Genomic DNA, 21692 nt, shown 5'->3' on the forward strand with positions numbered 1-21692 from the left:
AAAAAGGAAACGAGCATTAATGGCACGCGCAAAATTTGAAAGGACTAAACCTCACGTTAATATCGGTACAGTTGGCCACGTTGATCATGGTAAAACCACTTTAACAGCCGCCATTACCATGACTCTTGCCGCTTTGGGTCAAGCTACAGGTAAAGGCTACGACCAAATTGATAATGCTCCCGAAGAAAAGGCACGGGGTATTACAATCAATACGGCTCACGTTGAGTATGAAACCGAAGGTCGGCACTATGCTCACGTAGATTGTCCAGGACACGCTGATTATGTAAAAAACATGATCACTGGTGCGGCTCAAATGGATGGTGGTATTCTCGTAGTTTCGGCTGCTGATGGCCCCATGCCCCAAACCCGTGAACATATCCTGCTAGCAAAGCAAGTAGGTGTTCCCAGTCTAGTTGTCTTCTTGAACAAGGAAGATATGGTAGACGACGCAGAATTACTAGAATTGGTGGAATTGGAAGTCCGGGAGCTATTATCTAGCTACGATTTCCCCGGCGATGACATTCCCATCGTCACAGGCTCCGGTCTGAAAGCACTGGAAGCAATGACTGCTAACCCCAAAGTTAAAAAGGGTGAAGATCCTTGGGTAGACAAAATCTACGCTCTGATGGAAGCAGTAGATTCTTACATTCCTACTCCTGACCGTGCTGTAGATAAACCCTTCCTGATGGCTGTGGAAGACGTGTTCTCCATTACAGGTCGTGGTACTGTTGCTACCGGTCGGATTGAACGTGGTGTAGTAAAAGTGGGCGACAACGTTGAATTAGTGGGTATCAGAGACACTCGTAACACCACTGTCACCGGGATTGAGATGTTTAAGAAGAGTCTCGATCAAGGTATGGCTGGAGATAACGCTGGTGTACTCCTACGCGGTATCCAAAAGGCTGATATTGAACGCGGTATGGTAATCGCTAAACCAGGTTCCATTACTCCTCACACTCAATTTGAAGGAGAAGTGTACGTATTGACAGAAAAAGAAGGCGGTCGGAAGACTCCATTTTTCTCTGGCTACCGTCCTCAGTTTTACGTGCGGACAACCGATGTAACTGGCACAATCACAGCCTTTACTTCCGATGATGGTAGTGAAGCAGAAATGGTGATGCCAGGCGATCGCATTAAAATGACTGTAGAACTGATCAACGCGATCGCAATTGAGCAAGGAATGCGTTTTGCAATTCGTGAAGGTGGCCGCACCATTGGTGCTGGTGTCGTCTCTAAAATTGTGAAGTAACACCTTTTTGTCCGATAACAAAGGAGCAGAGATGGTACAATTCCTCTCTGCTCCTTTCTCTTCCTTCTAAGAGGATGTTTTAAAAGTCTTATTGTCGGTAGCAAAACATTCTAGATCCCCCTAAATCCCCCTTGAGAAGGGGGAGTTTGATCACTGTTCCCCCCTTCTCAAGGGGGGCTAGGGGGGATCATTAAGTGCCTAAAATGACAGCCGGACACTTTTAAAACAACCTCTAAGATCATCTAAAAGTAGGGATTGTGAAAATATGACCGCGTTGGCGCAGCCTCTTTGGAGGAGAACGACGCAATCCCACAAAATTGTCAAAACAATCACAAATATTCATCAGAACCTGGAAAATTAAAGATGGCAACTCTACAGCAGCAGAAAATTAGAATTCGTTTACAAGCTTTTGACCGTCGCTTATTAGACACATCTTGCGAGAAGATTGTAGATACGGCTAACAGGACTAACGCTACAGCCATAGGCCCCATTCCTTTACCCACAAAACGCAAAATCTACTGTGTGCTGCGATCGCCTCACGTAGATAAGGATGCACGGGAACACTTTGAAACCCGCACCCATCGCCGGATTATTGACATTTATCAGCCTTCTTCTAAAACTATTGACGCTCTAATGAAACTAGATTTGCCCTCTGGTGTGGACATTGAAGTAAAACTATAATTTAGTCGTTAGTCCTTGGTCATTAACTCTCATGTAGAGACACTATTCATTGGCTCATTCGTTCCACTTTCGATGGAAACCCGCGACAGTTGTGTTTTCATGGACGGAGGATGCCTTAAATTCATTGCTATGAATATTTACCCAGCCCTGAAGAAATTTATCTCAGGGCTTTTTATTGCCTGGGAAACAAATGATAGAATGTAAATAAAGTACGGGAAAAGCAGAGAAGAATAAATTTTAAAATTAAAACTAAATTTATACCAAGATAACAATGACATCCTCGAATATAATTGCAGTTCGCGAACTACCTCTGTTCCCGTTACCCGAAGTAGTTCTGTTCCCCACTAGACCTTTACCCCTACACGTCTTTGAATTTCGCTACCGAATCATGATGAACACGATTTTGGAGAGCGATCGCCGATTCGGTGTGTTAATGGTCGATCCAGTTGACGGTACACTCGCTAATGTAGGCTGTTGTGCCGAAATCATTCATTACCAACGGATGCCAGATGACCGCATGAAAATGTTGACTTTGGGACAGCAAAGGTTTCGTGTCTTAGAATATGTTCGCGAAAAGCCTTACCGTGTTGGCTTAGTCCAGTGGTTAGAAGACGAGCCACCAACCAAAGATTTACGTCCTTTGGCTAGTGAGGTAGAACAACTGCTACGAGATGTAGTGCGTCTCTCAGCCAAGTTGACCGAACAAGATATGGAATTACCAGAAGAATTACCCGACCTGCCCACAGAACTTTCTTATTGGGTCGCCAGTAACCTCTATGGTGTAGCCTCAGAACAGCAGGCATTGCTAGAAACACAAGATACCGTAGTTCGCCTAGAAAGAGAAGCGGAAATTTTGACCTCTACTCGCAATCATTTAGCCGCCCGTGCTGTTCTCAAAGACACATTCAATAATTCCTGATTTGTAACGATACTCTGCCCTGCTTCGCTCCAAGTGCCTCACTCCCTAAGCTTTACGTAATTCGTAATTTGTCATGAACAATTACGGGTTACGGTTCAATAGTGATCGGTAGAACATGATAGCTGCCAAAAATCTTTAATATTTCTGTATAGGTACTTAATTGTGCTAGAGCTGATTGCATTTGTGCTTGCTTAACATCAGCTTCTAAGTCAATAAAAAATAAGTATTCTCCTAGCGATCGCTTTGTTGGTCGAGATTCAATCCGGCTGAGATTAATCCCTAGTTGAGCAAATACTTGTAACGGTTTGAGCAGCGATCCCGGTAAATTTGCAGGCACGCTAAAAGCTAAAGAAGTGTGGCTAGCATCCACCGAAGCCATATCATCAAAAGCTTCATCTTGACTTTGACTTACCACCCAAAAGCGAGTACAGTTTTCTGGATAGTCATTAATATTACTGGCTAAGATAGGCAGATTATAGAGTTGCGCCGCCCGGCTGGATGCGATCGCCGCAGCTGTTAAATCCTGATCTAGTCCCTGTAGTGCAACAGTAGTAGAATTACTGGGTATGAGCTGCACAGTTGGGAGAAACTGCCCCAACCATCCTTGACATTGCGCCAAAGCTTGTGGGTGAGAATAAACAGTTTGAATACCATCTAAACTAGTGGCACTTGAAATTAAAGCATGGGCAATGGGCATCACCAAAGCCAACTGAATTCGTAAACTATCCAACCGCCACAGTGTATCCATTGTCATAGTTACACTGCCTTCAATGGAATTTTCGACCGGCACAACAGCCAACTGGGTTTCTCCAGCAGCAACAGCTTCCAGTGATTGGGCAATGCTGGAATAGGGACATAACATAGCTTTATTCCCTGTTTTCTGAGCTAGCCAGTTGGCATAAAAAACAGTTGCTTGTTCTGCGTAAGTCCCAGGAGGACCTAAATGGGCAATAGATATTGTCACAGCATTTAATCCTTAGTTATTTTCGACCTTGATCTTCACACAGTTTTTAGTCCAGAGATGCAAACATTCTAGACACAAAAAGCGTAGACTAGTACCAATAGCCAAATATAATAGCATTAGCAACCAATAAAAATTGTGCTTAATTCAGAAAATAAAAAGTAGTTATTGTCAAATAATTTGCTTTGTCATCTCTATTTTGAAATATATTAAATCTAATTTTTCCATAACTTTTTCACAGTCATAGGACTTACGCACAAATTACGGAATAACGAACCACACCAGACGCAGAGGATACAGAGGAATAAGGGTTTGAGAGGGTTTTTGCGTAAGTCCTGAGTCAATCAAATTCAGTCAATAATGTTTTATCCAATTAAAAGAACTAAAATTATAATTTAATCAATAATAGAAATATTAAACAATTAGAGTCCCTTAATTCATGTCCACCCAGTTCACCGCCTGCCAAACTATAAAAATTAACGTTCCACCACAACCTATTCCTATTCAACACTACCTGCGTCAGCCCCAACGTCTAGTTAACGCCTTGACTGATAACAGCCGCATACATCAGCTTTCAGAAGAAGTATTTCGCTTGAAAATGCGACCTCTAACTTTTATGTCCCTAAGCATTCAACCCACAGTAGACATGAGAGTTTGGGCAGAATCAAATGGAACGATTCAGTTGCGATCGCTAGATTGTCAAATCCTAGGCTTTGAGTATATTAACCAGCGCTTCGCCCTAAATTTGCAAGGAAATTTATCCTTGCACCAGCAAAACAGTGTCAGCAGCTTGCAAGGAAGAGCCGATTTAGAAGTGCAGGTAGATATACCACCACCATTTTCTTTTACTCCCAAGCCAATCTTAGAAGCCACTGGCAATGCTTTGCTCAAGAGCGTACTGATAACAATAAAACAACGCTTGCTACATCAACTTTTAGCTGATTATCGCTGCTGGGTAACAACACAAATGTCAGAAAACGTGCTAGATGATGAGGGTGGCGACTTGCCCATTTTGAATCAGTGAATAATTTGTGAGGTTGGGATTGGGAATTTTAGAGATTTCGTTAACAGATTTTTGGATTTTGCATCTAAAATACTCACCGAATCAACACTGAACTTGACAAGGACGAAAGGATTTGCGGTGCAGTCGTGATGGCCCGTATTTTTGCAGCGCCACCAAATGCTTTTGGCTACCATAGCCCTTGTTATCCTTCAGATTATAGAGGGGGTATTTTAATGCCAAACGCATGACCAGCTCATCGCGCCAAACCTTAGCCACAATACTAGCAGCTGCAATAGTCAGCGATCGCTCATCCCCCTTGACTATTGTTTCTTGCGGTATCAGCAAATCTTTAATTGGCTGATTACCATCAACCAAACATAGCTGAGGCTGTACCTTCAATTTCAGCACAGCCCGCCTCATAGCCAACAGCGTTGCCTGTAAAATATTTATTTGATCAATTTCAGCACTGGAAGCAAAACCAATGTTCCAGTCCGTCGCCAGATCACAAATTTGCTGTGATAGCTGAGTTCTTCGAGAGCTAGACAGCTTTTTACTATCTTTAATCTCAGCCGCCATCAGTTTTGGTAAAGCACAAGCAGGCAAAATCACCGCAGCCGCAACCACAGGACCAAATAGCGCACCTCGTCCCACTTCATCTATCCCTGCAACTAACCCCGGAATCGTGGATAAACTTGACCCTTCCACTGCGCTTCCTGGGACTACCCTCTGGGTCAAAGCCGACCCCAGTCTAAATGTTGAGGACAACTCCAGCCAAGTTGGCTCCTGTGAAAGTGCCGGTGAACAAATACCTGCGGCAGTTTGCTCGGTGCTTACCATAAGACAGTTAATTATCCTCTGCCAAAGAAGAATCTGACTCCAGAGCCGAAGAACGACGGCGACGACGACGGTTCCCAGTGGAGACTTTGCTTTCGGGAATTTCCTCAGCTTTTGCGAATAAATCCAGGGATGCACTGATATTTTTCAACACAGGTTTATCCTCCAACTCAACTTCTGATGTATTTACTTCATTACTGACTGTATTCACCGTAGTTGAGTCTGAAGTAGATTCCGTCGGTTTAGTTCTAACTGCATCCGGGCTAATAATGTTAACAATTACAGACTTGGGACTTTTAACATCCTGGTCTAACTTCACCAAAGGAGAAACTCCCATCAATGCGAACACATCTTGTTCCTCCAGAGTCATTTCTACACTTCTAATTTCCGGAGGTTCTACTACAGGTTTAACCGGCTCCACTTTGGTCACCTTAGTAGTTCGATTGAGAGCAGCCGAAGTCCGTTCTGCCCTTTCATGCCAACCTGATTTGCCCAAATTGGGAGAAGGTATTTCTGGCGTGGATCTTCCTAAATCTTGGGCTGAACCAAGCCGCAGTTCAGCGTTTGACTGAGCGCTTAAGCCAAAGTCCTCAATATCCGCATCTAAATCTGGCTCGTTGTCAAAACCTAGCGGTAGAGGAGTAACTCGACTTTCCTCTTTACCATTTGCTCCATTGATACCAATTCGATTATGGCTGCTCTTGCGGACACGACGCTGCTTAGTGTCTCGTGGTTCTTGATAGCTGGGATGATTAATTGAATCGAAGGCTCGGATGTCTGAGTCGGCATCGAATACTTCCCCAAAACTATCATAACTTTCCCGTGGTTCTGTGATCCGAGTCGTTGGCAGACGTGGTTCTTTGTTGAGCAAAGATACCTTGGACTGAGGGGAGCCAAGGTCAAAACGGTCTGGTACTTCTGCTGTTGTTGGCAATCGGGGTTCTGTGTCTCCAGGTAGACGCATAATATGCCCCAAACCGCCGCAGGTTGGGCAAGTATGACCAAATAATTCGTAAATATTTTGACCTTGACGCTTGCGGGTAAGTTCTACCAGTCCTAACTCAGTTAACTGGGCAATCTGAGGACGAGCTTTATCTGCCTTCAGTGCATAGTTAAAATGTTCTAGAACTTGCAATTGGTCACGCCGCGATTCCATATCAATGAAATCAACGACAATTACTCCGGCAATATTTCGCAGACGTAACTGACGGGCGATTTCTGTTGCAGCTTCGCAGTTTGTCCATAAAACTGTTTCTCTGGCTGTTGCGGAACGGGTGAAGGAGCCGGAGTTAACATCCACCACTGTTAAGGCTTCGGTGGGTTCAATGATGATATAGCCGCCAGAAGGTAAATCTACTCTGGGTTTTAGGGCTTCTTTAATTGCTGCACTGATGCGGAAATACTCTAAAATTGGTGAGCGATCGCGATGATGATCAATTAACACTCCCTGTGGTGTTTGACCTCCACTCCAGTTCTGCAAGTAATGTTTGACTCGTTTCAAACCAGTACTAGAATCCACCACAATCCGATTCACATCCGCACCGTACATATCTCGCAGTACGCGCTGGATAAAATCATCGTCCCGATTTAGTAGGGCGGGGGCGCGGGTAGAATGTGCTTCTTGCTGAATAGCTTCCCATTGCTTTTGCAAGAGTTCCAAGTCTTCTATAATCGCTTCTTCTGGTTTGCCCTCGGCTTCTGTACGCACCAGTAAACCCATTCCGGCGGGTTTGATCAAAATCGCTAAAGCTCGCAAGCGGTTGCGCTCACTTTCACTTTTAATGCGTCGGGATAAATTTACACCCCTACCATAAGGCATCAGTACCACATAGCGTCCAGGTGAAGTGATATTACCCGTCAGCCTTGGCCCTTTTGTCCCCGTTGGTTCCTTCATCACTTGCACCAACACTTTTTGCTGTGGTGCTAATAGTTCTGTGATTGCTGCTGCTGTACGCTTCAGCTTCAATGGCCCCAAGTCAGTTACATGAATAAAGCCGTTGCGCTCTGGGTCGCCGATATTGACAAAAGCCGCATCTATCCCAGGTAATACATTTTCTACTACACCTAAATAAACATCACCGATTTGGTGATGACCAGTAGCGACAACAAGTTCTTGTATTTGATCTTCAGAAAAGACAGCAGCAATTTGATGCTGTTCTGCGATGATAATTTGCTTTGGCATTCAATTTCCTCAAAAATTGGCAGCACCAGCGAGAGCTATGGAGGTTTGTTATCCCTTTCGCCCCTGCGGCTCCTCAAAAGGCGCTGCTGATCATAAAAATTGTGACTTCTTTGCTCAAAATTAAAGAGCTATTGACTAAAGATTTGCGTTTACACGCTTGATTATTCCAAAACGCCTGCATAAAGTTTTAAGCAAATCAATCAACCCGTCGTCTGTAGTTGATTTTTCATGCCGTACCATTACCACCCAGGGATTAGGCATTCAGCAGTTGTTTAAAAAGCATAGAGGAAGAGTTGCCGACGGAGCCTGTTTTTAAGTTACTAGTTCACAAAGTAGCTATAGAGAGAGTGGGTTATTTAATTTGCCTCACCGTTCGGACTTCGGACTTCGGCATGAGCGCTTAGTCGAACGCTTCACTCAGTTGAACGCTGACGCTCACAGCGAAGCCTTGTCTGGGATACAATCCTAAAAGTCACACTCTCATATACTAGGACAAGCCTTGTGATGAGCTTGTCCTAGTCTCAGCACAAGTCTTCTCTTTCGCTCCCTGATTACCAGGGGAGTGAACCAGTCCATTTAATGCAGCGCCAGAAAATTCTCTTGATCTGATTCTAACCTAACCTGCTTGAAATCAATTCCCATGATCATGCTCACAGTGGGCAGAACTACTAGCAAGTTGCCCTATGGCTCTAAGGGCAGCTATGCCCGTAGGGCTTTACACCACGCTCTGCTTTCAGGGATTATACCCCTAAAACTAGCTGATTGCGGTGGATGTGCAAGAGTTGAAATTCTCCTCCTGCGACTATTTCCAGCATAGACAGGATTTGTTCAGGACGCAATAGCACACCATCATGGCGACAACTACCTAGATAACGCAGAACAGCTGTAGACTCTGCAACAGTGGTATCAGTTTCTACTATTTCTACTAATTCCAGTTCAAACAAGCGCGAGCGCAGATTTACTAATTGGCTCTTGCCTGATTTGGTTGTTTTTTCCCACCATAGCTCGTCTTTGGCTTTGATTGTATTAATCCAATGTTGCCATTGTGCGGCTGTTACTAATCTATGTGTTGCCACGGTAATTAAATAATCTGCCGCCTCCATGATTTGGTTAGCTGCTTCAGCTTTTAAATCTATATTAGCAACATTATATATAGGGATGTCTGTGGGCAGTTCCTTAACTAGTTGTTGCCGGAAAGTTTCAATTTCCACTGGCTGGGTTAACTCAAAATCCACAATTTCGCCACTACTGGTGGCTCCTAAAGCTAAAGCACTGGCGATCGCAATTCGGGGACTCGGATGAAATCCACCAGTAAAAGCAATTGGTAAGCCTGCTCTGCGGATAACTCGATCAAATAGGCGCATTAAATCTAAGTGACTCACTAAAGCCATTGGCCCTTGCTTACCAAACCAGACGCGCAGTCTTTGGATTTTAGCTGTGTTGGGGACAAAATTGCCAGTGAATTCTGGGATTGCCGGCGGCGAAATCACGATATTATGTCCGAAATCTGTGCCGCAGACACCGCAGTGTGAGCAACCTTCAAAAGAGCAATCTGGTACTATTGCCGCTTCTAAAGCCAATTGTAAGTCTGACTGGAGCCATTTTTTATCGATGCCGGTGTCAATGTGATCCCAAGGTAGGGGAATATCTAGCGAGTCGGGAGTGGTCCGTGGTGTGGATAAAGAAGATATTACTTCCTCATCTGGCTCAAATGCCTGCTCCTGGGCTTCAAAAAGATTCCACTCGCCTTTTTCTACCTGTCGGTATTTCCAATGTAAATCAGCTTCTGCGATCGCTGTCTCCCAAGCACCAAAAGCCGCATCTAAATTTTCATACCAGGAATCCATACCTGCACCTAATTCCCAGGCGCGACGGACTACTTTCCCTAAAGAGCGATCGCCTCTGCCCACAAAGTCTTCCATTGCGGAAATGCGGACATCGGTAAAATTGACTTTTACGCCTCTAATGCGGCGGAATTCTTGCCTGAGCAGGTTTTGTTTCCGTTTGAACTCTGTCGTCGAAACTGAATGCCACTGAAAAGGCGTATGGGGCTTGGGTGTAAAGTTAGAAATCGTCAAGTTAAAGTTTAAAGGTTTTCGACCTCTACCCCGACATTCTCGTTGTAGCCAGCTGACTGTTTCTGCAATGCCCACAACATCAGTATCAGTTTCACCTGGCAAGCCAATCATGAAATACAACTTAATTTTATCCCAACCTTGTTCCCAGGCAGTTTTTACACCTCTGAGTAATTCTTCATTGGTTAAACCTTTATTTACAATGTCCCGCATTCTTTGGGTGCCAGCTTCTGGTGCAAAGGTCAGCCCACCTTGGCGCGTACCACCCAAAATATTAGCAATATTTTCATCAAATCTATCTACCCGTTGACTGGGAAGAGTCAGGGAAATATTTTCGTTTTTTAACCGATTTTTGATTTCCATCCCTACTGCTGGTAAGGACAAATAATCAGAACAGCTCAGGGATAACAGGGAAAACTCATTGTAACCAGTCGCCCGCATTCCGGATTCAATCGCTTCGACCACCTTCTCTGGCTCGACATCCCTAGCTGGACGAGTCAGCATTCCTGGTTGACAAAAACGACAACCACGAGTACAACCCCGGCGAATTTCCAGTGTCAGGCGGTCATGCACGGTTTCCACGTAAGGAACTAACCCAATCGAATAAGCTGGTATTGGGGTTGCTACTCGGCGCAGAATCCGTTTTGGCACATCTGGGTGGGAAGGATGAACTGAGCCATCCCTGGCCATATCGTAAAACTGTGGGACATATACCCCTGGTATTTGTGCCAAGTCCAGGAGCAAATTTTCCCGATTCAATTTTGCTCCTTTGCCTTCTGACAAGACTAAACCAATTTCTGGCAGTAATTCTTCCCCGTCTCCGAGGGCGAAAAAGTCAAAAAAATCGGCGTATGGCTCAGGATTTGATGTTGCTGTCTGTCCCCCGGCAAAAATTAACGGGTAGTTACCCTCGGCTCTTTCTTGCCATGTGAGGGGAATTCCCGCCAAATCCAACATTTCCAGGATATTAGTTGCTCCCAGTTCGTAACTGAGACTAAAACCCAAGATGTCAAATTCTGGGAGCGATCGCTTCGATTCTACGGCAAACAAGGGTGTATTAGTACTCCGCAGTTTAGCCGCCAGGTCAGCACCTGGGAGATAAGAGCGATCGCACAACTGATGCGGCTGGGCATTCAATATGTTATAGAGAATGATATGCCCCAAGTTGGATGATCCGACTTCATATACTTCTGGGTAAGTTAACGCCCAGCGTATTGTTGCCGTATCCCAAGGTTTATGTACTGCCAGGCGTTCGTTACCCAAGTAACGCGCTGGCTTTAAAATATCCGGTGTGATTAATTTTTCAACTGCAACAGCCACTATGCTATCTTCTAGCTACCTTAATTACAGCTAATCTACTCTAACTTAGCATTGATTTAGGCTTTTCAGTAGACTTGATCGCTGCAACTTACAACTCTTTTACACAAATTTACTTTTCTACTCTTGAAACACATTATGTGCTAAGGGATAATTTTAATTTTTAGACGCTGCCGAACTATTTTGCATATTGACATCCCAATTGAATTAGATTTATTTAGTCTTCAAGCCTATAATCCTTTGAATATAAACTGTTTTTTGTCATATTGTCCCAAATTTTTCGGTGTCTTTGCTGAATCTTTATTACTTTCATGGGTCTGTTTAAAGATTGTCATAAATACAGGGTAAAATGTATTGATATATACTTTTTTTACAGCCTAGTTCCAAAACAATCTACATAGACCGCCATCAATCTGAGAAATTAATCGTAACTTTGCTGACAAAGGTTGCTTGGTTGATAACTCCAGCTAATTTAGCCAAGTCTCAGATATTGATTCAAAGACCTTATTTTTATGCCGGGTAGGGTTGCACACCAGGGTTCACTACAAATTATTTATCCATTTTTTTAGTGATCTAAATCACAGAAGTACAGGAATTTAGATCACATTTTATACCAATGTCTATCTTGGATAATTATTATCACATATAATTGGTTTATTATTTATGAGAACTAAGTACGTTATTCGTCAATTGGTAGAAAAAGCGCTTGACATTAAAAAATTAACCCCCGAAATCGAAAATGAAATCAATTCAGAACTGACTCAAATGGGTCACATTTCTGATGTTGACTATGAAGCTTTAGAGCTATTAATGGCGGAAATGGATGCTGGTAGAATTAAGCTAGTACCTAGTTGGGGATATTAATCCTGACTTTGCCACAGGAATTTAATTGTGATTTAAAAGCAATTTTGACCCTAAATAGCAAAATTAAGCCTTAAATATAGATTAACAGCAGTGCTGATGGCAGCCACAATATAATTGCTGATACTTTTTTGTGAACTTTAGTCATTAGTCATTAGTCATTAGTCATTAGTCATTAGTCATTAGTCATTGGTCATTGGGAAGTTTGTTTTCCCCTGTTCCCTGCTCCGGTGTTACCCTCTCTTTTCATACGCTTGCCAAATTTGGTGAATGAATTGATTAAATTGCAGTTTAGCGGCTGAGTCAGGTTCGGTTTTTCGTTCTTTTGCCAAAACTTGGCTCAATAAGGTAATTACTTCTGTATCTAACGCTGGTCGAAATAAATTTACAGGCCAAAGCAAATCTGACGCATCTCGCATATCAGTCACAAGTGGCGATTCTTCGGTAAAGCTCACAAGGAGCAAGGGACGTACCCAGCACAACTGACGAGAAACCACTACTTGGATGACTTCTGCAAACAGATTCCTGTCACTATGGTCTAAAGACACAATTTGTCCTGGTTGAAAGTCTAGGCTCATGTTCACGCAGTTCGGGTAACGGCCAGAATTTTTTGCAGTTTCTTTTATTTTAAAAGCGAGAATGCGCTATCTTGAAACAAAAATACATTAATTTTTTGCACAGCAAGCCCCAAATACTAGATGGATGACGAATACCCAGGATTTTCTGGTAAGATATTCAATGTCTTGACCACCAATGCCGTAAGCGAAAACCAAGCTGTATAGGTAAGTGTAGCCAGAAAAAAATTTGGGTATTGGAAGGACTCCTGCCCAGAGAGGGAATGTAAGACCAAAAAAACTATGGAGTTTTTGAGGCTGTTCCCGATGAATTGGGAAGCTCAGACTCCAGCCACAGGCAAGTCTGAGTAGTTCACGCGAAAGTACTTCAGCACAAAAGCATTCCCCCGCCATCAGGTTTGTATGGGAATGTTATAGCATAAGTAAATAACTGTTAAGTAAATGCTTAACAGTTATTCGGTTGAAGTAAATTATCGAAGAAAGAGCAAAGAGCCGTGTCAGTCGAAACTATTGAAAAGCCTTCTACGTCGCGCAAGCTCGCGCCTCGGTATCGAGTTTTGCTCCATAATGACGACTACAATTCAATGGAGCATGTGGTACAGTCATTAATAACCACAGTACCGAGCTTAACTCAGCCCCAAGCTGTGAGTATTATGATGGAAGCCCATACTAATGGTATGGCTTTAGTCATTACTTGCGCTCAAGAACACGCTGAGTTTTATTGCGAAACATTAAAAAGTCATGGTTTAAGCAGCACAATTGAACCTGATGAATAAATAAAAATATTGTCTAGTAAAGGAAGACAAGACAAAAATATTGCCTATGTCTTTGATTTTGTCCTCTTCCTCAATTTAGCATGAAAATAAACCTCATTCGTTTAGCCCAACGCCCTGTCCCCATCAGGCTGGGCTATTTTGTGTCAACTTTATTGCTGCTATGGCTACCCTTTGCTATACCAATTTACTTATTAGTCAGTGATTCTAATTCAGAAAGTATCTTGACAATGGTGCTGTTATATGCAGAGTTTATTTTTCTCTTGCAGCTATGGGGGAAAAATGTCTATCAGCAACCCCAAATATTCAAGCAGTATGGCTTAGAAATCACGCAGATAAACGCTGTGGATTTGTTGAGTGGTTTAGCTACTGGGATAATTAGCATTCTTGTAGTGTTTGGGCTACAAGGTTTCTTCGGTTGGCTGGTGTGGCAACAACCGCAGGTTTTTTTGCCTAAAATAATTTTAGAGGGTTTAATTGTCTCTTTGGCTATCGGGTTTGCTGAAGAGTTGTTATTTCGAGGTTGGTTACTGGATGAGTTGCAACGTGATTACAGTCGAAGTGTGGCACTTTGGATAAATGCTGTCGCCTTTGCTGTATTACATTTTATTAAGCCTTTGGAGGCAATTATTCACACATTACCACAATTCCCGGCTTTAGTGCTGCTGGGGTTGACGCAGGTATGGGCAAAGCGCTGGCGTAGGGGACGCTTAGGTTTACCGATAGGTTTGCATGGTGGTTTAGTTTGGGGCTACTATATCATTAATGTTGGGCAATTAATTGAATATTCTGGTCAAGTTCCTGATTGGATAACTGGTGTAAATCAGAATCCTTTACAAGGAGTTATGGGGGTAGTGTTTATGGGTATATTGGCTTTGTGGATGCGGTGGCAAGCAATAGCTTAATATTGCTGTTCAGCAGGTGCTAAACTTTTGCAATTACTGTACCCACCAAACACGCTTTATCTAAATTCACTCCGTTCAAATTTGCGCCTTCTAACTCTGCACAGAGTAGATTTGCGCCGCTAAAGTTCGCCCCCGCTAAATTTGCCCCACGTAAGTCCGCTTCTTCTAAATTGGCTTCACTTAATAAAGCCCCTTGCAAATCGGCGCGACTCAAGTCCGCACCTTTGAGATTTGCTCCTGTGAGGTTTGCACCGCGTAAGTCAGCACTGCGTAAGTCAACACCTTGTAAGTTGACGTTCATTAAATTTGCACCACTCAAGAAAGCGCCAGCCAAAGATACATCGCTGAGTTTAGCCCCCATCAAGTTAGCGCCACGCAAATTACTACCGCGTAAGTCAGCACTTGTTAAGTCTGCTTGCATTAAGTTCGCTCCCATGAGGTTCGCCCGCAAGTCAGTTTTTTGCAGGTTTGCACCCATTAAGTTTGCGCCCTCAAAATGCCCGCCTTCGAGTTTGCAACCGATAAAATTAGTACCGACAAGGGTAGCGCCTGCAAGATTTATCCGGCTTAAATCCAGTTGAGAAAGTTCCTCATCTTCTAAATTTGCGCCGGGGAGTTGTTTGAGTTGTCCTGATTTAATGGCTTCAATATTCATGTGGGTAATTCGTAATTCGTAATGAGGAATTCGTAATGAGGAATTTTAATAATTCCAGGTGGGTTACGCTGTCGCTAACCCACCCTACTGGACTGACAAGCCTAAAATAGTGCATTAGTTTAGAGGTAAAAAACGCCGATAAACGCCGATAAACGCCGATGAAAGGGACTTTGGCTAATGCAACATTTTAAGCTTGTCACGCCACTACGCTTAATTTATATTTTTTCATTTGGTTATTTGGTTATGCTATTTATGTTGTGCTGTACTTGTTTTGCTGTAGCTATCCCATTGAGAGTCAAGGAGCCATACGCCGGTGCTGAGTTTAGGTGACATTAGAGGTAAGTCTAGCCCTTGCTGTAATCCCATAACTAATAAAGCTAGAGCATCTACGAGTTTGGGGTCAAAGCGGGTTGACTGTTGTTGTCTGCATTCATCTAAAGCTTGAGCAAATATTTCTTGGCGAGTTTTCTGGGATGATTTTATGTTGTTGACTCGCCATTGAAAATCCGCAACTAAGGCTAAAATTCTCGATTCTAAGGGAATTTCATCCCCAGTTAAACTTGCTGGTTCTCCTGTACCATTCCACCATTCGCTTTGGTGGGTGATAATTTGGGCAATTGCCCGCAGTCTGGGCATGGTTCGTAATACTTGCGCTCCTGGTACGAGGGGACAAGTTAAGGGACAACTGGGGGCTTGTTCCTGGTAGCGGGTGGATGTACCGGGAGTCAGGACGCTTTCGGCTTTTTGCAGTGGGTCTATACGATGTAAAAAACCTGCTAGTCGCAATCGCTTAATTTGCCATGCAGGTAGTTCTAAAAGCTGCCCCATCATCTCACAAAGTGCTACTACTTCTGTGGCGGCCATGGGATTGTTGACATCTGCCATATCCATCAATTGCGCCATCCGCAAAAATGCCTGGATTTCGTTAGAAACCAAGTTGCGGTCTAATGCTTGTTGACGCAGGGCTGTGGGGATGGCTAAATTATTCTGCTCTGTCTGGAGGTAATCGACGACGCGAGAAACAACTGCACTGAAATGTTCTGGTGTTGCTATACTTGACTTTATGGCATTTTTATGATTTGCCAGTTTTTGTGATAGTTCGGGATTGTATTTTTGGATGTGAGCGATCGCTAACTTGGCCGTTTCTTGCACTAACTCTGGTTCAAATGTCCATAAGCCATAAAATTTCCGCTCTACATCTGAAGCTGGTATTCCACCTGCACCATAATCAGCTTCTGATAACTCTTGACAAAGTACCATAGCTGTGTATTCAGGCGATAAGATAATTAAGTGCCACTCCTGCGCCACTGGATCATTTGAATCTAATGCCACTAAATCCACGTTAGGCAGTTGGCTGGTAGGATGTTCTGCAAAGCTAGCATCCGATGTTGCCATGATCACAATTTGGCGACTACACTTAGCGATATCTGCGTATCTTTCGGCTTCTTGCAGATACCATTTACCCTGTTGAAAGGCTGTAATTACTAAGGGTGTACCATCTTGAGTTAAAATATGATCTTCTAGCGCATGACACAGAGAAACTAAAGTATTTTTGTAGTAAACCCCAAATCGAATTGGTCTAGTAGTATTACGGTGTGCTTTTTCCAGTTTTTGTAGTATTGAACCTTCTAACATGGGCTTTCATTATTCGTAATTTGTTAAGGATTAGAGACTAGAGGAGAAGAGGGATACAGGAGATGATTGTGACTAGCCCAAAAATTTCCCCCTGCTCCCTGCTCCGGTGCTTCTTCTCCCCAGTCCCTGTGTGCTATGATATGCCAGCCAACTGTTTTTCTTTCTTTTCCATTGGTGCAGAAAGTGCTTGTTCCAAATCGGCACAACCCAATTTTTCTTCTAAAATTTTCATCACTTCGCGTCCGAAGTCATTGGGGTTTTGTTGCCAAGCTTGCAAGCAGACTTCTCCAAAGAACGAACCAAGGGGTTCAGGATTCCAGAGGAGTTTTTTAGCTGTCCACGGCATTAAGCTCATGGGGTCATACCCTGGTTTTAGGATACCTTCTTTAAAGGCATATTCTTCTAAATGAGTATGGGGTTGCAGTCCAATAAAGAAAATGGCAGGTTCAACTTTATCAGCGCCAAAAATCTTTTCTAGTTCGCGGTGATAGGCGATGGTTTGGCGAATAGTTTCGGGACGTTCGTCAATGACGTTAAAGGAGTAGTTGACGGAAACCATATCGTTAAAACCAGCTGCTTTTAGGTCACGACAGTTTTGCAAGACGGTGCGTAAGTTGTAACCCATCCGCATTTTCCGCACGAGTTCCTGAGAACCACTGGTAATGCCGATTTCAAAGTAGTTCATCCCGGTTTTTGCCATCAAATCACACAACTGGGGTGTGAGGTTGTCGGCTCTGATGTATGCTGCCCAGTTGATATCTGTCATCCCAGAATCGACGATTTTCTGTAAAAGTTCTACAGCATCGTCAATAAATTTACGGGCGGGGATGAATTGAGCATCAGTAAACCAGAAATTGCGAATGCCGCGATCGTATAGTTGGCGCATCTCAGCAACTACTTCGTCTGCTGGGTTGATACGTACTTGTTTGCCTTCGACGACGGTGTAGACGCAATAACAACAGTTGTGAGGACAACCGCGCTTGGTTTGTACGCCTATATAAAAGTCTTGTTCTTGCAGGTAAAAGTTGAATTCCGGCCAGATGCTTTCAATATAGTTGTAGTTACAGGCGGTTTTTTCTAGGGGGGTGGGTTGTTCATGAATCATTCGTTGCCGTGGTTGAGTTTCTCCCACTACATAGCAACGTTCATCTTGAATTTCTCTACCACTGAGAAGTTTTTCTAGGAGAGTTTCGCCTTCACCGACAGAAATAATTGTACCTTGGGGTAAACTTTTACCCAACTGTTCGTAAAATACGCTGACAGCACCACCACCTAAAATGGCACGAGCATCAGCATGATATTTCTGGGCGCGTCGTAAACCGCGTTTGACTAATCCCTGGTTGCGCCACAATTCTACATAGTAAGCGATAAAAATTCGCAACCCGCCTAATGCGCCCCGTAACTTAATCAGGGGATTTTTGGCGTAATAAAATTCAAAGGCGTTTTGTAGTGGGTTCCCACCACGTCCACCCACTGGGGCATAGATTTGAATATCACGCCAAGAAAATACTAGGAGTGTGGGTTTAAATTCGTCGATACAGGTATCTAGGGCGGAGGCGTAATCTAAAGGTGGTACTGTTCCCAAGTCAAAGATTCGCTGTTCCACGCTGGGAAATTGCTTGTGGACGTGATCCGAAAGATACACAACCCCAATGGGAAAGATGGGGTTACACGGAAGGCGAACGTAGAGGATGCGATTTTCCATCATGGATTGTTTAACTGATATCTTGCAGTTCTTGAAGAAAAATATAGACAGACGTGCAGTTTAAAACTGTTTGTTTATTTTAGTTAACTGTGTTTTTCACAATTACGATTGACATTTAAGCCCACTGCTGGATTAGGTGAGCCTGTGTCAACAATTGTGCGAATAGTTGAATTTGCTCTGCATCAAACAAAATAGAGAGATTTTATGAGGAAGATTGTCATATATCTTTACCATAACATTGAGTTTGGCGATTAAGCGATCAACCCTGCCTGTAAGTCTGAGGATAGATGAAACAAACCAACCTTTCCTGAAAGTTGAGGAGGTGTCAGGGGATAACTGCCAGACTGCACCTGACGGGAGTGACATCTGAGGCTTTTATTCCACAAAGAAAATCTCAAATCCTTCTAGCGTAGTATATTATTTTCGCCAGTATGCACTTTTTGGTGAAATTTTCATAACTTGAACATATATTTAGATAGAAATAGCGTAGAAATTTTCAGTTGGTAGTCGGAGTTACAGCATCTGGGGATCAGGCAATGTTAGTTTGAATTGTGTAATGTAAAATTGTGGCGTAAAGCTCCTCCGCAGTTATGGCTCAAATATTAGATCCTCTACCACCTGAGCAATCGGGGAATCTCCTTTGTTGTTACGTTAATGCTACGAGTAAAATTCAGATAGCTCGCATCTGCAATATTTCTAACTGGTATTTTGAAAGAGTTGTTTTTCCCGGACAGCGCCTTGTGTTTGAAGCTCCTGTAGAAGCTCAGATGGAAATTCATACGGGGATGATGGCTAGTGCCATTTTGTCTGATACAATTGCGTGCGATCGCCTTGCTATTAACGAGCCTAGCAGTAATGAGTTGCATACAGACTCAATAGGCATAGACACTAACAGTACAAAACCAATGGTGCAGTCAATTAATACAAAAATTCCAAATACAACAAAATCCTTAAGAATTGCTGGCTGATGATCCATTGATTAAAAAAACAATTTTATATAATCTTAGGGTTGCGAAATTCAGCGACCCTTTTTATTTAGTCATTGGTCATTGGTCATTGGTCATTGGTCATTTGTCATTGGTCATTGGTCATTGGTCATTGGTCATTGGTTATACCCTTTTTATATGAAGGCGCATAGAAACAACCCCACCGCCTTCGGCACCTACCCTTGCTAAGGGGAGGTAGGTTTGGGTAAAAATAATGTGCAACTTCAGATTAATTCGGTATTAACCCCCCATCTTCTCCCGTTCCGTTTTAAAATCAATGTTATGAATTTGCCTTCTTTTATTTGGTTGTGGAAAATAGCTGCTTGGTCAATGGGTTTGTCGCTATTGGCTTATTTGCTGCTAGCAGTTACGGGAATTTGGATGTTTCGCGAGAGGACTTTGCCGCATTTCCCTAGCTTCCCGTGGTTTATTGGCGGACGTAGGGAGGTGCGATCGCTACACTATACAATGGGCATCACTATGGTCAGTTTAGTGTTGCTACTGTTAGCCGTTGGCATTGTTGGTACTTTAGGACACTTTGGTTCCTTGGGACACTCATCACACTTGATTGCTGGGTTAATAGTAGTAGTGTTGGTTTTGCTGTCTGCTTTGAGCGCCACACAAATTAGCACCAGGCGTTCTTGGGCTAGACCCTTACATATTGGTGTGAATATAATTCTATTTGGGGGTTTTACCTGGGTATCCCTGACTGGTTGGATGGTAGTACAAAAGTATCTGCCTTAGAAATCATTTGAGTTTGTATCGGCTATAAGTCAATAAAGATACAGATAGGAAGCATTTTTTGGGTAACTATTTTAGTTTTTTCTGGAATGGCTCATTCCTAGCTGTATTTATAGTTGTAGTTGATTTTAACCTGAAATATTATGTCTAACCAACAGCCCAATTCCAACCAACCATCTAACAAAAAGCTAAATGAAACAAATAAAAATAATCATAAAAAACCTTTGAACAACGGTAAACCAGGCAAAACAGACCACTAACTTCCATTAAAATCTCAATCAAGATAGAGTGATATTTTAAGAGATAGCCCTCGCGGGGGTCATTCGGGGAACCACACAGGAAACAACCCCACCTGCGTAGGTTAAAAAACCTGATTTTTGGGTTAGTCCGCGCAGACAGACTTAATTTTTGTAATAGCAAATTATACTCGTACCAAACTGTTAAAACATCCTCATAGAGACGTGCTGATAACGTCTCTATGTTTATTTTTGTTTATAGAGAAGACTGACACAGGAACTCTTGGAAACTCTCAATTCTCTGTGATCTCTGTGTCCTCTGTGGTTCGTTTTTTCATAATCTTATATAATAATTAGTATAATTGTAAACAATAATTTAGTCAAATCTAGCATAAATCTGATTGACAATAGTTAATAAAAAGTCGCAACTATACAAAGAATGGCAAAGGCTAGGTTGCTAAAAATACTATTGGCAGCTTGCAATGACAGCTATTTATAATGTATTGTTATTTATGTTACTTTTGGCAAAAAAATTCACTGCGGTAGAAAAATAAATCTACTGAGATTAAGTAATTAATTCCAAAATGTTAATTGATACAACCACAAACCTAGACTTTTGTGATATCAATGTATACCAGTGAATCAATCAAGTACTCTACCAGAGCAGAAATCGGACAAACGAGCCGGATTCTAGTGGTAGAAGATGAAGAATTAATCCAGGAAATGCTAGCTGTAGCATTGGAAGAAGAAGGTTTTGGCGTAATAACTGCCCCCGATGGGCGGTCGGCTGTAGAATATCTCAAAAGTTGTGAACCCAACTCAGGGGAACCGCCCTTTGATTTAATAATTCTTGATTTGATGCTACCTCATATTAATGGGCTAGATATCTGCCGCTTATTGCGTCACCAAGGAAACCCAGTACCAATTTTGATTCTGAGTGCTAAAGGTAGTGAAACTGATCGCGTTTTGGGGTTAGAGGTAGGAGCAGATGATTACCTGACTAAACCCTTTAGCATGAGAGAATTAGTGGCTCGCTGTCGGGCGCTACTGCGTCGCCAACGCTTAAGTAGTTTGCCACAACTACAAGTCCTAAAACATAAGAATGTCACTTTAAATCCCCAAGAGTGCCGTGTGCTGGTTCGTGATCAAGAGGTGAGTTTGTCTCCCAAAGAGTTTCGCTTGCTGGAACTGTTTATGAGTTACGCTCGTCGAGTCTGGTCTCGTGAGCAATTGCTAGATCAGGTTTGGGGACCAGAATTTGTGGGTGACAGTAAAACTGTAGATGTTCATATTCGCTGGTTACGGGAAAAACTAGAAGAAGACCCTAGTCATCCAGAATATATTGTGACTGTCAGAGGGTTTGGCTATCGGTTTGGATAATCTATTGAGATAGTTGTTA

General features: G+C 42.9%; 18 protein-coding genes. 10 read left to right on the forward strand and 8 right to left on the reverse strand.

Annotation, left to right across the window (positions count from 1 at the left end):
• The first annotated feature begins 19 nt into the window (after positions 1–19).
• The 3 genes from tuf (at position 20) to NSP_RS04770 (ending at position 2849) form a co-directional block, all read left to right on the forward strand.
• A complete protein-coding gene (gene tuf / locus NSP_RS04760; protein WP_006196403.1) occupies positions 20–1249 on the forward strand; it encodes an elongation factor Tu in 1230 nt (409 codons plus the stop codon).
• Between the two features lie 363 nt (positions 1250–1612).
• Complete coding sequence (gene rpsJ / locus NSP_RS04765) at positions 1613–1930, forward strand: 30S ribosomal protein S10 (RefSeq protein ID WP_006196404.1); 318 nt, start codon at positions 1613–1615, stop codon at positions 1928–1930.
• A 271-nt stretch (positions 1931–2201) separates the two neighbouring features.
• Positions 2202–2849, forward strand: a complete 648-nt coding sequence (locus tag NSP_RS04770; protein WP_006196406.1) for an LON peptidase substrate-binding domain-containing protein — start codon at positions 2202–2204, stop codon at positions 2847–2849.
• Positions 2850–2937: 88 nt separating this feature from the next.
• Here NSP_RS04770 and pheA read toward each other — a convergent pair whose 3' ends face one another.
• Positions 2938–3813: a prephenate dehydratase gene (gene pheA, locus NSP_RS04775; RefSeq protein WP_006196407.1), complete on the reverse strand. Its 876-nt coding sequence runs from the start codon at positions 3811–3813 to the stop codon at positions 2938–2940.
• 436 nt (positions 3814–4249) lie between these two features.
• On the opposite strand from pheA, the gene NSP_RS04780 reads away from it, so the two are divergent.
• A complete protein-coding gene (locus NSP_RS04780; protein WP_006196408.1) occupies positions 4250–4834 on the forward strand; it encodes a DUF1997 domain-containing protein in 585 nt (194 codons plus the stop codon).
• Between the two features lie 81 nt (positions 4835–4915).
• On the opposite strand, the gene NSP_RS04785 is transcribed toward NSP_RS04780, so the two are convergent.
• The 3 genes from NSP_RS04785 to NSP_RS04795 all read right to left on the reverse strand — a co-directional run bounded on the left by NSP_RS04785 (position 4916) and on the right by NSP_RS04795 (position 11224).
• Complete coding sequence (locus tag NSP_RS04785) at positions 4916–5650, reverse strand: ribonuclease HII (protein WP_006196409.1); 735 nt, start codon at positions 5648–5650, stop codon at positions 4916–4918.
• A gap of 7 nt (positions 5651–5657) precedes the next feature.
• Complete coding sequence (rne, locus tag NSP_RS04790; RefSeq protein ID WP_006196410.1) at positions 5658–7829, reverse strand: ribonuclease E; 2172 nt, start codon at positions 7827–7829, stop codon at positions 5658–5660.
• A gap of 740 nt (positions 7830–8569) precedes the next feature.
• Entirely contained in the window at positions 8570–11224 is a 2655-nt protein-coding gene (locus NSP_RS04795; protein ID WP_006196412.1) for a TIGR03960 family B12-binding radical SAM protein, read from the reverse strand.
• Between the two features lie 660 nt (positions 11225–11884).
• Here NSP_RS04795 and NSP_RS04800 point away from each other — a divergent pair.
• Positions 11885–12085, forward strand: a complete 201-nt coding sequence (locus NSP_RS04800; RefSeq protein ID WP_006196413.1) for a hypothetical protein — start codon at positions 11885–11887, stop codon at positions 12083–12085.
• 230 nt (positions 12086–12315) lie between these two features.
• On the opposite strand, the gene NSP_RS04805 is transcribed toward NSP_RS04800, so the two are convergent.
• Positions 12316–12660, reverse strand: a complete 345-nt coding sequence (locus tag NSP_RS04805; RefSeq protein WP_006196414.1) for a hypothetical protein — start codon at positions 12658–12660, stop codon at positions 12316–12318.
• A gap of 491 nt (positions 12661–13151) precedes the next feature.
• Between NSP_RS04805 and clpS the strand changes: the two genes are divergently transcribed.
• Together clpS and NSP_RS04820 are read left to right on the forward strand one after the other, a co-directional pair.
• Positions 13152–13433 (forward strand): ATP-dependent Clp protease adapter ClpS, encoded by a 282-nt coding sequence (clpS, locus tag NSP_RS04815; RefSeq protein WP_042202170.1) that lies wholly within the window; start codon positions 13152–13154, stop codon positions 13431–13433.
• An 80-nt stretch (positions 13434–13513) separates the two neighbouring features.
• Positions 13514–14335, forward strand: coding sequence for a CPBP family intramembrane glutamic endopeptidase (locus NSP_RS04820; RefSeq protein ID WP_006196416.1), 822 nt, complete (start codon positions 13514–13516; stop codon positions 14333–14335).
• 19 nt (positions 14336–14354) lie between these two features.
• On the opposite strand, the gene NSP_RS04825 is transcribed toward NSP_RS04820, so the two are convergent.
• The 3 genes from NSP_RS04825 to NSP_RS04835 form a co-directional block, all read right to left on the reverse strand.
• Complete coding sequence (locus NSP_RS04825) at positions 14355–14990, reverse strand: pentapeptide repeat-containing protein (RefSeq protein WP_006196417.1); 636 nt, start codon at positions 14988–14990, stop codon at positions 14355–14357.
• 246 nt (positions 14991–15236) lie between these two features.
• Positions 15237–16625: a DICT sensory domain-containing protein gene (locus NSP_RS04830; RefSeq protein ID WP_006196419.1), complete on the reverse strand. Its 1389-nt coding sequence runs from the start codon at positions 16623–16625 to the stop codon at positions 15237–15239.
• A 133-nt stretch (positions 16626–16758) separates the two neighbouring features.
• The gene (locus tag NSP_RS04835; protein ID WP_173403262.1) at positions 16759–18333 is read right to left on the reverse strand and encodes a photosystem II high light acclimation radical SAM protein; all 1575 of its coding nucleotides are present in this window, start codon (positions 18331–18333) and stop codon (positions 16759–16761) included.
• Positions 18334–18920: 587 nt separating this feature from the next.
• Between NSP_RS04835 and NSP_RS04840 the strand changes: the two genes are divergently transcribed.
• From NSP_RS04840 to NSP_RS04850, 3 genes are all read left to right on the forward strand, one after another.
• Positions 18921–19298 (forward strand): DUF1830 domain-containing protein, encoded by a 378-nt coding sequence (locus NSP_RS04840; RefSeq protein ID WP_006196422.1) that lies wholly within the window; start codon positions 18921–18923, stop codon positions 19296–19298.
• Positions 19299–19598: 300 nt separating this feature from the next.
• Complete coding sequence (locus NSP_RS04845; protein ID WP_042202176.1) at positions 19599–20060, forward strand: DUF4079 domain-containing protein; 462 nt, start codon at positions 19599–19601, stop codon at positions 20058–20060.
• 860 nt (positions 20061–20920) lie between these two features.
• Positions 20921–21673, forward strand: a complete 753-nt coding sequence (locus NSP_RS04850; RefSeq protein WP_006196424.1) for a response regulator transcription factor — start codon at positions 20921–20923, stop codon at positions 21671–21673.
• Positions 21674–21692: the final 19 nt, after the last annotated feature.

Source organism: Nodularia spumigena CCY9414, assembly GCF_000340565.2.
Lineage (GTDB): Bacteria > Cyanobacteriota > Cyanobacteriia > Cyanobacteriales > Nostocaceae > Nodularia > Nodularia spumigena.

What these genes read in the sequence shown, in the direction of transcription:
- NSP_RS04850 (WP_006196424.1), top strand. Translation starts at nt 20,921, where the DNA reads ATGTATACCAGTGAATCAATCAAGTACTCTACCAGAGCAGAAATCGGA.
- NSP_RS04785 (WP_006196409.1), bottom strand. Translation starts at nt 5,650, where the DNA reads ATGGTAAGCACCGAGCAAACTGCCGCAGGTATTTGTTCACCGGCACTT.
- tuf (WP_006196403.1), top strand. Translation starts at nt 20, where the DNA reads ATGGCACGCGCAAAATTTGAAAGGACTAAACCTCACGTTAATATCGGT.
- NSP_RS04820 (WP_006196416.1), top strand. Translation starts at nt 13,514, where the DNA reads ATGAAAATAAACCTCATTCGTTTAGCCCAACGCCCTGTCCCCATCAGG.
- NSP_RS04835 (WP_173403262.1), bottom strand. Translation starts at nt 18,333, where the DNA reads ATGATGGAAAATCGCATCCTCTACGTTCGCCTTCCGTGTAACCCCATC.
- NSP_RS04845 (WP_042202176.1), top strand. Translation starts at nt 19,599, where the DNA reads ATGAATTTGCCTTCTTTTATTTGGTTGTGGAAAATAGCTGCTTGGTCA.
- NSP_RS04770 (WP_006196406.1), top strand. Translation starts at nt 2,202, where the DNA reads ATGACATCCTCGAATATAATTGCAGTTCGCGAACTACCTCTGTTCCCG.
- NSP_RS04805 (WP_006196414.1), bottom strand. Translation starts at nt 12,660, where the DNA reads ATGAGCCTAGACTTTCAACCAGGACAAATTGTGTCTTTAGACCATAGT.
- NSP_RS04840 (WP_006196422.1), top strand. Translation starts at nt 18,921, where the DNA reads ATGGCTCAAATATTAGATCCTCTACCACCTGAGCAATCGGGGAATCTC.
- rpsJ (WP_006196404.1), top strand. Translation starts at nt 1,613, where the DNA reads ATGGCAACTCTACAGCAGCAGAAAATTAGAATTCGTTTACAAGCTTTT.
- NSP_RS04800 (WP_006196413.1), top strand. Translation starts at nt 11,885, where the DNA reads ATGAGAACTAAGTACGTTATTCGTCAATTGGTAGAAAAAGCGCTTGAC.
- rne (WP_006196410.1), bottom strand. Translation starts at nt 7,829, where the DNA reads ATGCCAAAGCAAATTATCATCGCAGAACAGCATCAAATTGCTGCTGTC.
- NSP_RS04780 (WP_006196408.1), top strand. Translation starts at nt 4,250, where the DNA reads ATGTCCACCCAGTTCACCGCCTGCCAAACTATAAAAATTAACGTTCCA.
- NSP_RS04830 (WP_006196419.1), bottom strand. Translation starts at nt 16,625, where the DNA reads ATGTTAGAAGGTTCAATACTACAAAAACTGGAAAAAGCACACCGTAAT.
- NSP_RS04825 (WP_006196417.1), bottom strand. Translation starts at nt 14,990, where the DNA reads ATGAATATTGAAGCCATTAAATCAGGACAACTCAAACAACTCCCCGGC.